The 13677-nt window shown below is 62.9% G+C and carries 11 protein-coding genes and 1 pseudogene; 4 read left to right on the forward strand and 8 right to left on the reverse strand.

Features of this window, described 5'->3' with window-relative positions; genetic code table 11:
• Positions 1 to 548: 548 nt before the first annotated feature.
• The 6 genes from CKW19_RS20650 to CKW19_RS20675 form a co-directional block, all read right to left on the reverse strand.
• A complete protein-coding gene (locus CKW19_RS20650) occupies positions 549 to 1778 on the reverse strand; it encodes an NADH:flavin oxidoreductase (protein ID WP_095059597.1) in 1230 nt (409 codons plus the stop codon).
• Positions 1779 to 1851: 73 nt separating this feature from the next.
• Entirely contained in the window at positions 1852 to 3498 is a 1647-nt protein-coding gene (locus CKW19_RS20655) for a DUF1302 domain-containing protein (protein ID WP_095059598.1), read from the reverse strand.
• A 94-nt stretch (positions 3499 to 3592) separates the two neighbouring features.
• The gene (locus CKW19_RS20660; RefSeq protein ID WP_095059599.1) at positions 3593 to 5209 is read right to left on the reverse strand and encodes a FadD3 family acyl-CoA ligase; all 1617 of its coding nucleotides are present in this window, start codon (positions 5207 to 5209) and stop codon (positions 3593 to 3595) included.
• 16 nt (positions 5210 to 5225) lie between these two features.
• Positions 5226 to 6248, reverse strand: a complete 1023-nt coding sequence (locus CKW19_RS20665) for a ferredoxin--NADP reductase (RefSeq protein ID WP_095059600.1) — start codon at positions 6246 to 6248, stop codon at positions 5226 to 5228.
• A 79-nt stretch (positions 6249 to 6327) separates the two neighbouring features.
• Positions 6328 to 7515, reverse strand: a complete 1188-nt coding sequence (locus tag CKW19_RS20670) for an acyl-CoA dehydrogenase family protein (protein WP_095059601.1) — start codon at positions 7513 to 7515, stop codon at positions 6328 to 6330.
• A gap of 155 nt (positions 7516 to 7670) precedes the next feature.
• The gene (locus CKW19_RS20675; RefSeq protein ID WP_095059602.1) at positions 7671 to 8171 is read right to left on the reverse strand and encodes a hypothetical protein; all 501 of its coding nucleotides are present in this window, start codon (positions 8169 to 8171) and stop codon (positions 7671 to 7673) included.
• Positions 8172 to 8184: 13 nt separating this feature from the next.
• Between CKW19_RS20675 and CKW19_RS20680 the strand changes: the two genes are divergently transcribed.
• The 4 genes from CKW19_RS20680 (at position 8185) to dmpG (ending at position 11819) form a co-directional block, all read left to right on the forward strand.
• On the forward strand, positions 8185 to 8958 hold the full coding sequence (locus CKW19_RS20680; protein WP_095059603.1) for a glucose 1-dehydrogenase: 774 nt from the start codon (positions 8185 to 8187) through the stop codon (positions 8956 to 8958).
• Positions 8959 to 9030: 72 nt separating this feature from the next.
• Positions 9031 to 9822: a fumarylacetoacetate hydrolase family protein gene (locus CKW19_RS20685; RefSeq protein ID WP_095059604.1), complete on the forward strand. Its 792-nt coding sequence runs from the start codon at positions 9031 to 9033 to the stop codon at positions 9820 to 9822.
• 31 nt (positions 9823 to 9853) lie between these two features.
• Entirely contained in the window at positions 9854 to 10780 is a 927-nt protein-coding gene (locus CKW19_RS20690; RefSeq protein WP_053159794.1) for an acetaldehyde dehydrogenase (acetylating), read from the forward strand.
• A gap of 10 nt (positions 10781 to 10790) precedes the next feature.
• On the forward strand, positions 10791 to 11819 hold the full coding sequence (gene dmpG / locus CKW19_RS20695) for a 4-hydroxy-2-oxovalerate aldolase (protein WP_095059605.1): 1029 nt from the start codon (positions 10791 to 10793) through the stop codon (positions 11817 to 11819).
• Positions 11820 to 12048: 229 nt separating this feature from the next.
• Here the strand turns inward: dmpG and CKW19_RS20700 are convergent.
• Together CKW19_RS20700 and CKW19_RS20705 are read right to left on the reverse strand one after the other, a co-directional pair.
• Positions 12049 to 12777: pseudogene (locus CKW19_RS20700) on the reverse strand (SDR family NAD(P)-dependent oxidoreductase); the annotation flags it as partial.
• A gap of 11 nt (positions 12778 to 12788) precedes the next feature.
• Positions 12789 to 13556 carry an SDR family oxidoreductase gene (locus CKW19_RS20705; RefSeq protein WP_095059607.1) on the reverse strand — a complete coding sequence of 256 codons (768 nt, stop codon included), beginning with the start codon at positions 13554 to 13556 and terminating at the stop codon, positions 12789 to 12791.
• Between the last annotated feature and the right edge of the window lie 121 nt (positions 13557 to 13677).

Raw genomic sequence — 13677 nt, forward strand, 5'->3', positions numbered from 1 at the left:
GGGCTGGAGCACAATCTACGTCACAGGCATAAAGCCTAAGGAGCTGCACGGCTTCCAGAACCCTCCCTCGATGATCAGTCGAGAACTATCGCTCCTGATGGAGCGATAGTCGAGATACAAGGAGCTGGCTTGCCAGCGATGGCGGCATCAGCTTCAACACCGCATCGCCAGCAAGCCGGCTCCTACAGATTTCCCTACCGCTCAACCATCCGGATACACCCGCAAAACCTGTAGGAGCTGGCTTGCCAGCGATGGCGGCATCAGCTTCAACACCGCATCGCCAGCAAGCCGACTCCTTCAGATTTTCGTACCGCTCAACAATCCGGAGACACCCGCAAAACCTGTAGGAGCTGGCTTGCCAGCGATGGCGGCATCCGCTTCAACACCGCATCGCCAGCAAGCCGGCTCCTACAGATTTTTCGTACCGCTCAACAATCCGGAGACACCCGCAAAACCTGTAGGAGCTGGCTTGCCAGCGATGGCGGCATCAGCTTCACCGCCGCATCGCCAGCAAGCTCGTACAGGCGACCCAGGCGCCGGTGTATCCGTCACCCCGCCGCCTTCTGGCTGTTCAACACGGCATCGCCCGGCTGGCCCAGTACGCAGGAGGTGCCGCCAGGGGTGTACATCATGGCCACGCAGCGGTTGCAGGCGGTGCAGATCGAATCGCGACTGGCGCCGCTGGCGAGTTTGTTGACGTAGTCATTTTCAGCCAGCAACACCCGCCCCATGGCGACCAGGTCAAAGCCCTCGGCCATGATCTTTTCGATACTCGCCAGGCTCTTGGCGCCACCCAGGTAAGCCAGCGGCATCTTTACCGCCGCCCGCACCTTACGCGCATGCTCCAGCAAATACAGCTCACGGAACTCCACGGTCGGCTCTTTGCGACGCTGGATAGCCATCGCCAGGGCGATAATCTTGTTCTTCTGCTGTACGCGGTTTTCCTTGGGGAAGGACGAGCCGAACATGGTGGTGATCGATTCGGCGTTCATCCCGGCGCTGAGCACCAGCAAGTGTGCGCCCTCTTCTTCCAGCATGCGGGCGATCTGTGCTCCGTCCTCGGCGCTGTTACCGGCGCGCACGCCTTCGGTGATGCTGTATTTGCAGATCACCGCCATTTCCGAGCCGACCGCATCGAGCACCGCGCGCAGCACCCGGCGTGGAAAGCGCAGGCGGTTTTCCAGGCTGCCGCCGTACTGGTCGCGGCGCTTGTTGTACATCGGCGAAATGAACTGGCTGAGCAAGTAGCCGTGACCCATGTGGATTTCCACGGCATCGAAACCCGCCTGCCGCGCCAGACGCGCGCCCTGAGTGAAGTCGCGCACCACTTGCTGCATGTCGGCTTCGTTCATCGCCTGCTTGAGGAACATGCCGCTCATCAAGCCGATCTTGTTGAAGCCGCCGCTGGCCGACAGCGGACGCTTGGTCGAACGTTCGCGAATAAAGGTAAAGCAACCACCGTGGGTGATCTGCGCGCTGGCCAGGCCACCGGACTGGTGCACGGCATCGGTCAGGGCCTTGAAGTGCGGCACGCTGGAGGGGGCGAGGATCAACTGATTGGGCAAGGTGCGGCCATCGCTGCTCACCGCGCAATAGGCCACGGTGGTCAGGGCAGTGCCGCCCGCGACCAGGGCCGAGTGCAGCTTGACCAGCTGTTTGGAAGGTACACCCCCGGCACTCATGCCTTCGTTGGTGGCAGCCTTGATAAAGCGGTTTTTCAGGGTCAACGGTCCAATCGCAATCGGGCTGAACGCTGACGGGGTCGGACGAGGATTCATGACTGGCCTCTCTTTATTGTTATCAGGCTACAAATAAAAGCTGCGCCGCCATGTCGCGACGCAGCTGTGATCATCAGAAGGTGTATTTGGCATTGAGCGACAGATAATCGCGGTCCGCCAACAAGCGGCCCTGGGCGACATCCGGGGAGCTCAGGTAGGCGACGTAGGTCATGCCGACCTGGAAATTGCCCAGGTACTTGAAGTCGCCACCCACCGTCAGCCGCTTCTCGTCGCGACCCAGGCCCTGGTACGCACTGCCGTCGATGTTCTGCGTCCAGACCACCTTGGTGCTCAGGTCCAGGCCATTGGCAATGGACGGGTAGTCCATGTAGGCGCCAACGCCGAGTAAGGACGAGCCACGGGTCTGGGTCTTTGACTCGAACGTGTCGAACGTGCCGTCTACGCCGGCCCCACCACCGGTGATCGTCAGGCTGTCCACACCGTCAATGTGTTGATGCACCACTTCACCCATGAAAGTGGTCTGCTGGGCGAGGAAGCTCGGGCCGAGGATGTACATGGCGTTGAGGTTGCCTTGCCAGATTTGCCCGGTGGTCGGCGCACCGTTGTTCAGGTAGACCGAGGCGCCATCGCGGTAGCTCAGGTCACCGGCATACTGCACCGAGTCGCCGACCTTGGAGCTGAAGCTGATACCGGTCAGCTTGACGTCTTCGAAGTAACCCAGGCGATAGGACGACGCGGTTCCGTCATGACCAATGCCCTTGAGCGACGAGTACTGGGTGGTGCCGGTGAAGTCGAAAAACAACGAACCGACACGCTCGTTATAGCGGTAGTGAAACAGCCCCACTTCGGTGTTTTCAGTGACTCGGTAGCGCACGCCCAGGCCCCATTGGCCGCTGTCGCTGGCGTCTTTTTCACCGGCATAACCGACCGCCAGGCCGTTGGGCAGGCTGTCGATCTGCCCGGCGCCCAGACGATAGAACTCGGCACCGGGACCGAAGGTATCGCTGCCGAAGTAGTCGCCCACGGGGTTGAGATCGGTCTTTTCCCACTCGTACTGGTAGTAGCCCACCAGCGCCAGGTCTTCATTGAGCGACCACGACCCGGACACCTGCCCTACCGGCAGGTAAGAGTCCTTGGCCTCGGTACCCGGCACGTTGAATTTGGTGGCATCCACCGGGGCCTGGCCCTGGCTGATGTTGGCCCAGAACAGGCTCTCGCCCCAGGCCACCAGATGCCGTCCGGCCTTGATCGACAGATATTGGGTCTCGCCGACATCGAAGTTGCCATACACGTACGCATCAAGCAGTCGCGCCATGCTACCGCTCAGGCGTCGGGTTTCGTCACTGAAGCCATCGTTGTGGCCAGTCTTGTTGACCGTCTGCGGCGAGTCGTTGGCGTTTTTCTGGTTGTAGATATCGTCATAGAACTGACTGCCGCGCAGCACCGCACCGAGATTGTCGTGCTTGAGCTGCAACTCGCCGAACAGGCTCACGCGGTTGTTGATCAACGAGCCGCGCTTGAAGTTGCGCGTGCCGTCGTCGTTGTTCGGGTCGTTGAGGTATTGGCTGGCCTGCTTGGCGGTACGCATGGATGCTGTGTAGTTGACCGTCAGCGACGAATCCAGGGTGGTATCTTCCCCCAGCTCGATGGTCGGTGCAGCACTGGCCGTAGCACTGACGAAGGTGATGGCCGTTGCCAACAGGCAGCGACTATCGAATGGACTCCCCGGACGGCGGGTTACCAGGTTTCGGGTAAACATGCTCCTCTCCTTTTTTGTTGTTTTTGCTTGTGCCGCCACAGCATGAAAAAATCCGCTGTGACGCACATCGTCCGTTTGGTGAGATGAGCGCTCCTCATGCCTGAGCGCCGTTGGCCACCACCGCGCGCAGTTCGTTCTTCGCCACCTTGCTCGACGGGTTGAGCGGCAGCGCACTGAAAAATCGCACCTGGCGCGGCACCTTGTAATTGGCCATTTGCTCGCGGCTCCAGGTGATCAGTTGCGCCTCGTCCAGCTCTTTGCCTTCACGCAACACCACGCAGGCACAGCCGACTTCGCCCATGCGTTCATCGGCGATACCGATCACCGCCACCTGGGCAATCGCCGGATGCCGGATCAGTGCTGCTTCGATTTCCGCCGGATAGCAGTTGAAACCGCCAACGATGAACATGTCCTTCAGCCGGTCGGTGATGATCAGATTGCCTGCGTCGTCCAGGCGGCCGACATCGCCGGTGTGCAGCCAGCCTTCGGCGTCGATGGCTTCGCGGGTCGCGTCGGGGTTCTGGAAATAGCCCTGCATGATGTGAAAGCCACGCAGGCAGATCTCGCCGGTCAGCCCGGCGTCCAGCGCCTGGTTATTCGGGTCGCGGATGCTCACCTCAGTGCCGGCAATCGGTCGTCCGCTGGTGCCGGCGATCACGTGCGCCGAGTCTTGCGGATCGCAGATCGTCGCCAGCCCGCCGCACTCGGTCAGGCCGTAGGCGGTGGTCACCACGGCAAACCCCAACTCGTTGCGCATGCGCTCGATCAGGCTCGGCGGGATGCTTGCCGAACCGGTCACCGCGATGCGCAGGCTCGACAGGTCGGTCTGCTGGAGCTTCGGATGGGCCAGCAGTGACAGGTAAAGCGTCGGCGCGCCGGGCAGGACGCTGATGCGCTCGCGGGCGATGCGCTGGAACACTTGCTCTGCGTCGAACACCGCGTGGGGCAGGATGGTCGCCCCGCCGATCAGACAGGTCAGCCAGCCAGCCTTGTAGCCAAAGGCATGAAAGAACGGGTTGACGATCAGGTAACGGTCACCCGGCACCAGGCCGATGACTTTGACGTACTCAGTGAAGGCCCGCAGGTTCTGGCCATGGCCGCTCATCACGCCCTTGGGTTTGCCGGTGGTGCCGGAGGTGAACAACAAATCACACATGGCCTCGGGGCCGACCGCCAATGCGCGGCGCAAGGCGCTGTCCGTATCGATGGTCGCCGCACCGCGCAGGAACTGTGCCAGCGTCAAATCCGAAGACTGCTCCGGCGCGTCGCCATCGACAATTACCAGATGTTCAAGGCTGGATGGCCGATGAGGAGCGAGCAACGCGGGGTAGTCAACGTCGAGAAAACGCTGTTGGACAAACAACACTCGGCAACCGCTACGCTCCAGCACATCGGCGGCTTCCTGCCCCTTCATGCGTGTGTTGATCGGCACCAGCACCGCACCGGCGCACTGAATGCCCAGCGCAGCGAGGATCCAGTCGGCACAGTTTGGCGCCCAGATTGCGACCCGATCACCCGCCTGGATCCCCAGGGCCATCAAGCCCCGGGCAAAGCCCATGACCCGCTCGGGTAACTGCGCGTAGTCGATGCACTGGCCGTTGTCCTCGATAGCCGTGCGTCCGGCAAAACGTTCGGCACTGCTGAAGACCAACTGGGCCAGGGTGGCAGGGGCTGCGCTCAGGGGCGCGGCAAGGTTCAGGCTCTGATTCATCGTGGGCTCGGGCTCATTAATCGGGAAAGCGGATACGCAGTTGCGCGCTGGTGGGCACCGCCTGACAGGCGAGGATCCAGCCTTCGGCCAATTCGCCGGCATCCAGTGCATCGTTGTGCAGCAGCTCGACATCGCCACTTTCCAGGGTGCACATGCACGAGGCGCAGCCACCGACACGACAAGCGCTGGGCGGGTTGAGACCGGCTCGCTCCATGGCGGCCAGCACGGTCTCGCCGCTGTCGCAGGCCAGTTGAAACTCCTCGCCGTCCAGGCGCACTGCCAACTGCGCGGCCACCGCCGCTTCGCTGCTGCTCACCAGCGGCAGTTCGCCCTCGCCGGGCAGCGAGACGAACCGCTCGACATGCACTCGGCGATCCGGCATGCCCAGGCTTTTCAGCGCGCTGACGGCCGCATCCATGAACGGGCCGGGTCCGCAAATGAATGCCTGAGCATCGATAAACGGCCGCGCCAGCTCGCCCAGTTGCCCGACGCTCGGGATGCCCTGCACCGAATCAAGCCAATGGACGACTTGCAGGCGTTGCGGATGAACACTGGCCAAGGCCTTGAGTTCATCTTTGAAAATCACTGATTTCTCATCGCGGTTGGCGTAAATGAGCAGGATCCGGCCCGTACCCGCGAGCAGCGCCGAACGCAGGATCGACAGCACGGGCGTCACGCCACTGCCACCGCCGAACAGCAGCAAGTCGCCGTCGAGGCTACGGGGCACAAACACCCCGGCCGGGGGCAGCACCTCCAGGGTCTGACCGGCCTGAAACTCGCCGCACAGCCAGTTCGAAGCTCGCCCCTCGTGCACACGCTTGACCGTTACCCGCAGCGGCTCATCCAGCAACGGCGTGCTGGACAATGAATAACAACGGGGTAGCCAGCCGCCCTCGAAAGGTACCCGCAAGGTCAGGAACTGGCCGGGTTGATAGCGAAAACGTTCGCCCAGATGCTCCGGCACGTCGAACACGAGGGAGCGCGCATCGGCGGTTTCCTCGATCACTCGCGCCACGCGCAGGGCCAGATAATTACTCATAGGTCAGGTACTCATGACCACCTGCCCATGCATCACGGACAGGTGTAAACCCAGGGATGTCGAAACGGGCGCCATCGCCTCAGACGTAAGGGTCCGGGTTGGGCAAGCCGAGCATCACCGCGCCGTAGCTGCGGCCGTAGGCCATGTAGTTGTTGGCGATGTGTCCGCGCGCCTGGTGCAGGTCGCGGAACAGTCGCGCCACCGGGTTGGTGTTGTACAAGCCCGAGGCCGCCATGCTGCGCAGCAGGTCGTTGGCCCGTTCGGCGCAGATGTTGGTCACATAGGCCGACTGGTAGCGATACAACAGGCGGGTCTCGGTGTCCGGGTATTCACCGGCACGGGCCAGGCTCATCAGGTGCTCGTAGTTGCGTTCCAGCACCAGGCGCAGGCTGTCGACGGTGACCATCGCTTCGGCAATCGCGGTTTGCGCCACCGGATCTTCAGCGGTGCGAGCGCCATGCTTGCCGATGTGTTTGGCGGCGTTGTCGCGGAACTCGTTGATCGCCCCCTGCAGGGCGCCGATCGCCGAGGTCGAGACGGCGCGGGAGAACACTTGGGCGAAGGGAATCGCATAGATCGGGTTGGTATTGACCAGCCGCCCGGGCGTTGCTTCGAGGTTCCAGTTATTGGTGCGCTGCACGCGATGGGCCGGGACGAATACATCCTCGACAACGATGTCATGGCTGCCGGTGCCGCGCAGGCCCATCACGTCCCAGTTGCGTTCGATTTGATAGTCACTGCGCGGCAGCAGGAAGGTGCCGTGCTCAGCGGCCAGTTCGCCATCGGGTGGCAGGATGCCGCCCAGGAACACCCATTGGCAGTGCTCGCTGCCGCTGGAGAAACCCCAGCGTCCGCTGATGCGGTATCCACCTTCGACCACCGTGACCCTGGCCGCCGGCATGTAAGTCGAGCAGATCAGCGCGTCATGGTCTTCAGCCCAGACTTCGCGCTGCGTTTCAATTGGGTAACGCGCCAGTTGCCAAGGGTGAACCCCCATCACGCCGTAGATCCAGGCCGTGGACATGCAACCCTCGGCGAGGATGGTCTGGATTTCGAAGAAGGTTCGCGGGTCCACTTCGTAGCCACCGAACGCCCGAGGCTGCAAGGCCCGCAGCAAGCCGGCGGACTGCAACTCGACGACGCTCTCCACGGGCACCTTCAAGTCCTTGTCGGCCTGCGCCGTGCGTGCCTTGAGTGCGGGCACCAGGCGCCGTGCACGTTCCAGCAGATCACGTTCGTCCTGGGTCTTTTCACGCATGCTGTGCATCACTCAATTCTCCCGATCTCACTGCGCCATTGCGCCAGTTGGGATGGATCATCGGATTGAGCGGGCAATCATTCATCGTCAAAGCGGACTAGGGGGGATGGGTCTCCCAGGATTCGCACTGTCCTGTAGGAGCCGGCTTGCTGGCGAAGGCGCCCTCAAACATTGCGCCAATCTCGCGCCCCCCCTTCGCTGGCAAGCCAGCTCCTACGAAGAGCGCCGAATTCCGTGACCGCACGATGTCCTGTAGGAGCCGGCTTGCTGGCGAAGGCGTCGTCAAACATCGCGTCAATCTCGCGGACCCCTTCGCTGGCAAGCCAGCTCCTACGAAGAGCGCGGAATTCCGTGACCGCACGATTTCCTGTAGGAGCCGGCTTGCCGGCGAAGGCGTCGTCAAACATCGCGTCAATCTCGCGGACCCCTTCGCTAGCAAGCCAGCTCCTACGAAGAGCGCGGAATTCCGTGACCGCACGATTTCCTGTAGGAGCCGGCTTGCCGGCGAAGGCGTCGTCACACATCGCGTCAATCTCGAGGGCCCCTTCGTTGGCAAGCCGGTGCACCTCATCGCAGCTCCCTGTGTGCGCTGTTTGATAGTCCATTGAGACGATGCTGGCGCCAACCGTTGCGGCGATATTCAATCCATAAACAATCGACCCCACGGAGCAAGGGCTCATGAGTATTTTGCAACGTTTCCACATGCACGGCAGCGTCGCCATCGTCACCGGCAGCGGCCGGGGTATTGGTCGGGCGATTGCCCTGGCGTATGCCGAAGCCGGCGCCGACGTGGTGTGCTCGGCGCGTTCGATGGACGAGGTAGAAGCAGTGGCCGAAGAGGTTCGTGGCCTGGGCCGACGCGCCCTGGCCATCGCCTGTGACGTCAACGATGCCGGGCAACGCCAGGCTCTGGTGCGTCAAAGCGTTGAGCAAATGGGTCGGATCACTCATCTGGTGAACAACGTCGGCGGTGGCGGTCCCAACGATCCGCTGACGATGACGCCCGAGCAATTCACCGAAACGCTGACCTTCAACGTCGCCACCAGCTACGCCTTTTGCCAATTGTGCGTGCCGCTGATGCGCGAGGCCGGTGGCGGCAACATCATCAACATCAGCTCGGTGGCGGCACGCTATGCCCAGCGCCATTTCAGCGCCTACGGCACGGCCAAGGCCGCCCTCAGCCATCTGACCCGCCTGCTGGCCCAGGACTTCGCGCCGCAGATCCGGGTCAACGCCGTGGCACCCGGCCCGACATTGACCGAAGCGCTGAACGGTGTGATGCCCGCTGCCATGCGCGAAGCCATGGAAGCCAACACGCCACTCAAGTGCCTGGGCACCCCTGAAGACATCGCCGCCGCCGCGCTGTACCTCGCCAGCCCCGCTTCGGCCTGGGTGACCGGCAAGATCATCGATGTCGATGGCGGCGCCGAGACGTCCGTCTGGCCCGGCTGACCGACTCCTTTGGATCCGCCCCCGAACACGTTGGGGCGGGCCTTTTTTCTTCCCCCATCTGGAGCCCTCGTCATGGACGCCCATTTGATCAACACCCTCGGTGACGAGCTGTTCAACGCCTTGCGCGGCCGCCAGACGCTGGCGCCCCTGACCCGGCGTTATCCGCAGATCACCCTGGAGCAGGCCTATCAGATTTCCCTGCGCTTCCTGCAACGCCGCGAAGCGCTCGGCGAGCACGTGGTTGGCAAGAAAATCGGCGTGACCAGTCGCGCCGTGCAGGAAATGCTTGATGTCCACCAACCGGACTTTGGCTTCCTCACCAACGCCATGCAGGTCGAGGATGGCAGCGATGTCAGCCTGGCCCGTTACAACCTGATCCAGCCACGGGCCGAAGGCGAAATCGCCTTTATCCTCGGTGAAGACTTGCAAGGCCCAGGCATCAGTGCCGAAGACGTATTGGCCGCCAGTCAATGGGTCGTGCCGTGCTTCGAAATCGTCGATTCGCGGATCGACGACTGGCAGATCCGCATCCAGGACACCGTGGCCGACAACGCCTCCTGTGCGGTCTTCGCCCTAGGCAGCCAGCGCATCGACCCGCGCTCGCTGGACCTGGCTGCGGTGGAGATGAAAATGCTCAAAAACGGTCAGCCGGCAGGCTCGGGCCTGGGCTCGGCAGTGCAAGGCCATCCCTGTGCGGCAGTGGCCTGGCTGGCCAACACCCTGGGTGAATTGGGTATCCCGTTCCGCCGTGGCGAAATCATTCTTTCCGGTGCCCTGGCGCCACTGGTGCCAGTGGTCGCCGGTGACCGAATCAGCCTGTCCATGAGCGGGCTGGGCGAAACCAGCCTGCGCTTTGTCCCGTGAATTGCCCTTCCCTCTTGAGGAGCCAGAAACCATGAGTAAAAAGATCAAATGCGCGCTGATCGGGCCGGGCAACATCGGCACCGATCTGCTGTACAAGCTGATGCGCAGCGAGGTGCTGGAGCCGGTATGGATGGTCGGCATCGACGCCACCTCCGAGGGCCTGTCGCGGGCTCGCGAGCTGGGCCTCAAGACCACCGCCGATGGTGTTGACGGCTTGCTGCCGCATGTCCTCGAAGACCAGATCCAGATTGCCTTCGACGCCACCTCGGCCTACGTGCACGCGCAGAATTCGCAAAAGCTCAATGCCCTGGGCGTATTGATGATCGACCTGACCCCAGCAGCGATCGGCCCGTATTGTGTACCGCCGGTGAACCTCAAGGCGCAACTGGGCCTGGGGGTGATGAACGTCAACATGGTCACCTGTGGCGGCCAGGCCACCATTCCGCTGGTGGCGGCGGTGTCCAGCGTGCAGCCGGTGGAATACGCCGAAATCATCGCCACCGCCGCGTCCAAATCGGTCGGCCCCGGCACCCGGAAAAACATCGACGAGTTCACCCGCACCACGTCCAGTGCAGTGGAAAAGGTCGGCGGTGCCAAGAAAGGCAAGGCAATCATCATCATCAACCCGGCCGAGCCGCCGCTGATCATGCGCGACACCGTGCATTGCCTGACCGCCAGCGAACCCGACCAGCCGGCGATCACCGCGGCCATCGAGGCGATGATCAAGCAAGTGCAGCGCTACGTGCCCGGCTACAAGCTGGTCAATGGCCCGGTGTTCGACGGCAATCGGGTGTCGATCTTTATGGAAGTCGAAGGCCTGGGCGACTACTTGCCCAAGTACGCCGGCAACCTCGACATCATGACCGCCGCCGCGGCGCGCACCGCCGAGATGTTCGCCGAGGAAATCCTCAAGGGCGAACTTGTGCTCAAAGCCACCGCCCAACCCGCCCACGCATAAGGAGCCGACCATGGATCTTCGCGGCAAAAGCATCACCGTTCACGACATGTGCCTACGCGATGGCATGCACCCCAAGCGTCATCAGATCAGCCTGCAACAGATGAAAGACATCGCCTGCGGCCTCGATGCGGCGGGCGTGCCGCTGATCGAAGTCACCCACGGCGACGGCCTGGGCGGCAGCTCCGTGAACTATGGCTTTCCGGCCCACACCGATGAGGAGTATCTGTCGGCGGTGATCCCGCTGATGAAAAAGGCCAAGGTTTCGGCCTTGCTGCTGCCGGGAATCGGCACCGTCGATCACCTGAAAATGGCCCATGAACTGGGGGTCAACACCATTCGCGTCGCCACCCATTGCACCGAGGCCGATGTCAGCGAACAGCACATTTCCCACGCCCGCGGCCTGGGCATGGACACTGTCGGGTTCCTGATGATGGCCCACATGAACAGCCCCGAAGGCCTGGTCAAGCAAGGCTTGCTGATGGAAAGCTACGGCGCCAACTGCATCTACCTGACTGACTCGGCGGGCTACCTGTTGCCCCATGACGTCAGCGCCCGTGTGGCAGCAATGCGCGCAGCCCTCAAGCCGGAAACCGAGATCGGTTTTCATGGCCACCACAACCTGTCGATGGGCGTGTCCAACTCCATCGCCGCGATTGCCGCCGGGGCCAACCGGATCGACGCCGCGTGCGCAGGCCTCGGTGCCGGTGCCGGCAACACGCCGATGGAAGTGTTGGTGGCGGTGTGTGACCGCATGGGTATCGACACTGGCGTCAGCGTGTTTGGTATCCAGGACGTCGCCGAAGATCTGGTGGTGCCGATCATGGACTTCCCGATCCGCAGCGACCGCGACGCCCTGACCATGGGCTACGCCGGGGTCTATGGCTCGTTCCTGTTGTTCGCCAAACGTGCCGAGAAGAAATACGGCGTATCCGCGCGGGAGATCCTCGTTGAAATGGGCCGTCGCGGCATGGTCGGAGGCCAGGAAGACATGATCGAAGACACCGCCATGACCCTGGCCCGCCAGCGGCGGCAGGCGTAAAGAACCCTGTAGGAGCCGGCTTGCTGGCGATGGCGTTCGTCCGGTCGACGAATGGGTTGTCTGACCTGACGCAATCGCCAGCAAGCCGGCGCCTACATCTATGGCGACCGACCCACCGTTTTCGTCAACGCCAGTCGGCGACTATCCCGTGCTCCAGCGCAAACGGCTGCGCCGCGATGGTCCGGCGTTGAAAGCCCGGTGCCTGTTCGGCCGTAGCCAGCCACAGCATCACCGCCGCCGGAACATGCGGTGGAGCACTGCCGGCGCGCAGGGCGATCAGGCCTTTGTCGCCGATGGTGGCCTTGAGCGCTTCGGTGGTGACTACGCCTGGATTTAGCGTGTAAGCACGCACGCCGGCCTCGCCCAGTTCCGTGCTCAGCACCCCGGACAGTCGCGACACCGCCGCCTTGCCCGCGCCATAGGCATAACCCCAACCGCCCTTGCCCGCCGCCACTGGTGGGTCGCTTTCGCCAGCGCCGGAGGTGACGTTGATCACCACCCCGCCGCCGCGCGTCACCATGTGTTCGGCCACCGCACGGGTCAACAGGAACGGGGTGAGGATGTAGCCCTGGAACATCCGCTCCAGGGTCTGCGCTTGCAGGTCCATGAACCCGGCGTTGAGGTCGCTGCCTTGGTAGATCGCGTTGTTGATCAGCACGTCAATGCGCCCGTACTCGGCCAGCACCGCCTCGCAGGCGTTCAGGGCCGAGGCGCTGTCGAGCAGGTCCATCGGCACAACGAGCACCCGGCAACCGAGTTCTCGTAATGCCTGCGCTGTGCCGTTAAGGCTGCCGGCCAACGGCGCCCCGTCGGCATTGCGCAACGCATGTTCATGTTGTTCGCCCTCGTTGAGGGTGCGTGCGCTGATCGCTACGTCGAAACCGGCGCGGGCGAATGCCAGCGCCGCCTCGCGGCCGATACCTCGGCTGGCGCCGGTAATGAATGCCACCTTGTTCATACAGATTCCTTTTAGAAACGCGAGGCGCGGACCATGGCGTCCATACCGCCATCAACGAACACCACGGTGCCATGGACAAATGACGCTTGTGGCGATTGCAAGAAAGCTACCATTGCGGCGATCTCATCAGGGTGCCCGGAGCGGCCCAGGGGTGCGACGAAATCACGGGTTGCCTGGCCAAAACGCGCATCGTCCAGCGAAGCCTGGTGCAGCGGGGTTTCTACCGCGCCCGGCGCCACCACGTTCAAGCGCATGCCCTGTTTGCCCCAGCTCACCGCCAGGCTGCGGACATGTTGGCTGATGGCGAGCTTGGAGGCGGCATAGGCGACGTGAGGCTGGCCGAGGCTGTTGGCCAATTCCAGCGCCCGGGCTTCATCGCCGGCGATCATCGCTTCGATCAGCGGCTGGCCCTCAGGCCCCGAATGAGTCGCTGCCACCGAGCCGATCACCAGCGCCGCCGGTTGTTGTCCCTTGGCCAATGCGCCCTGCAGGCCATCGAGCAACTGACTGACGCCAAAGTAGTTGACCGCCAGGACCAAGCCACAGTTTGGCGCGGTGACACCGACCCCGGCGCAGCAGATCAACCCGTCGAGGACCTCGCCACTGAGTTCAAGCACTTGCCCGATGGCGGCGTCACGCCCCTGAGGGGTGGACAGGTCGGCGATCACTTCGGCGTTGCTGCGATCGATACCGATGACCTGGTGCCCGGCGGCACGCATGGCGGCGGATACGGCGGCCCCGATTCCCGAGGCACTGCCGGTGATGGCTGTAATTGGCATGGTGGTTCTCCGTGATTGGTCCGCCCAGTATCGACAGGGCGATCACGGGACGGCATCGTCCGTGCGGACTAAAAAATGCGCGGGGTCAACGACTGCGACGCCGGGCGCGAATGGCCCGGCG

This window comes from Pseudomonas sp. Irchel s3f7 (genome assembly GCF_900187615.1).
Taxonomy (GTDB): domain Bacteria; phylum Pseudomonadota; class Gammaproteobacteria; order Pseudomonadales; family Pseudomonadaceae; genus Aquipseudomonas.

Coding starts and splice junctions, on each gene's coding strand:
- CKW19_RS20650 (WP_095059597.1), bottom strand. CDS start 1,778: ATGAATCCTCGTCCGACCCCGTCAGCGTTCAGCCCGATTGCGATTGGA.
- CKW19_RS20655 (WP_095059598.1), bottom strand. CDS start 3,498: ATGTTTACCCGAAACCTGGTAACCCGCCGTCCGGGGAGTCCATTCGAT.
- CKW19_RS20660 (WP_095059599.1), bottom strand. CDS start 5,209: ATGAATCAGAGCCTGAACCTTGCCGCGCCCCTGAGCGCAGCCCCTGCC.
- CKW19_RS20665 (WP_095059600.1), bottom strand. CDS start 6,248: ATGAGTAATTATCTGGCCCTGCGCGTGGCGCGAGTGATCGAGGAAACC.
- CKW19_RS20670 (WP_095059601.1), bottom strand. CDS start 7,515: ATGCACAGCATGCGTGAAAAGACCCAGGACGAACGTGATCTGCTGGAA.
- CKW19_RS20680 (WP_095059603.1), top strand. CDS start 8,185: ATGAGTATTTTGCAACGTTTCCACATGCACGGCAGCGTCGCCATCGTC.
- CKW19_RS20685 (WP_095059604.1), top strand. CDS start 9,031: ATGGACGCCCATTTGATCAACACCCTCGGTGACGAGCTGTTCAACGCC.
- CKW19_RS20690 (WP_053159794.1), top strand. CDS start 9,854: ATGAGTAAAAAGATCAAATGCGCGCTGATCGGGCCGGGCAACATCGGC.
- dmpG (WP_095059605.1), top strand. CDS start 10,791: ATGGATCTTCGCGGCAAAAGCATCACCGTTCACGACATGTGCCTACGC.
- CKW19_RS20705 (WP_095059607.1), bottom strand. CDS start 13,556: ATGCCAATTACAGCCATCACCGGCAGTGCCTCGGGAATCGGGGCCGCC.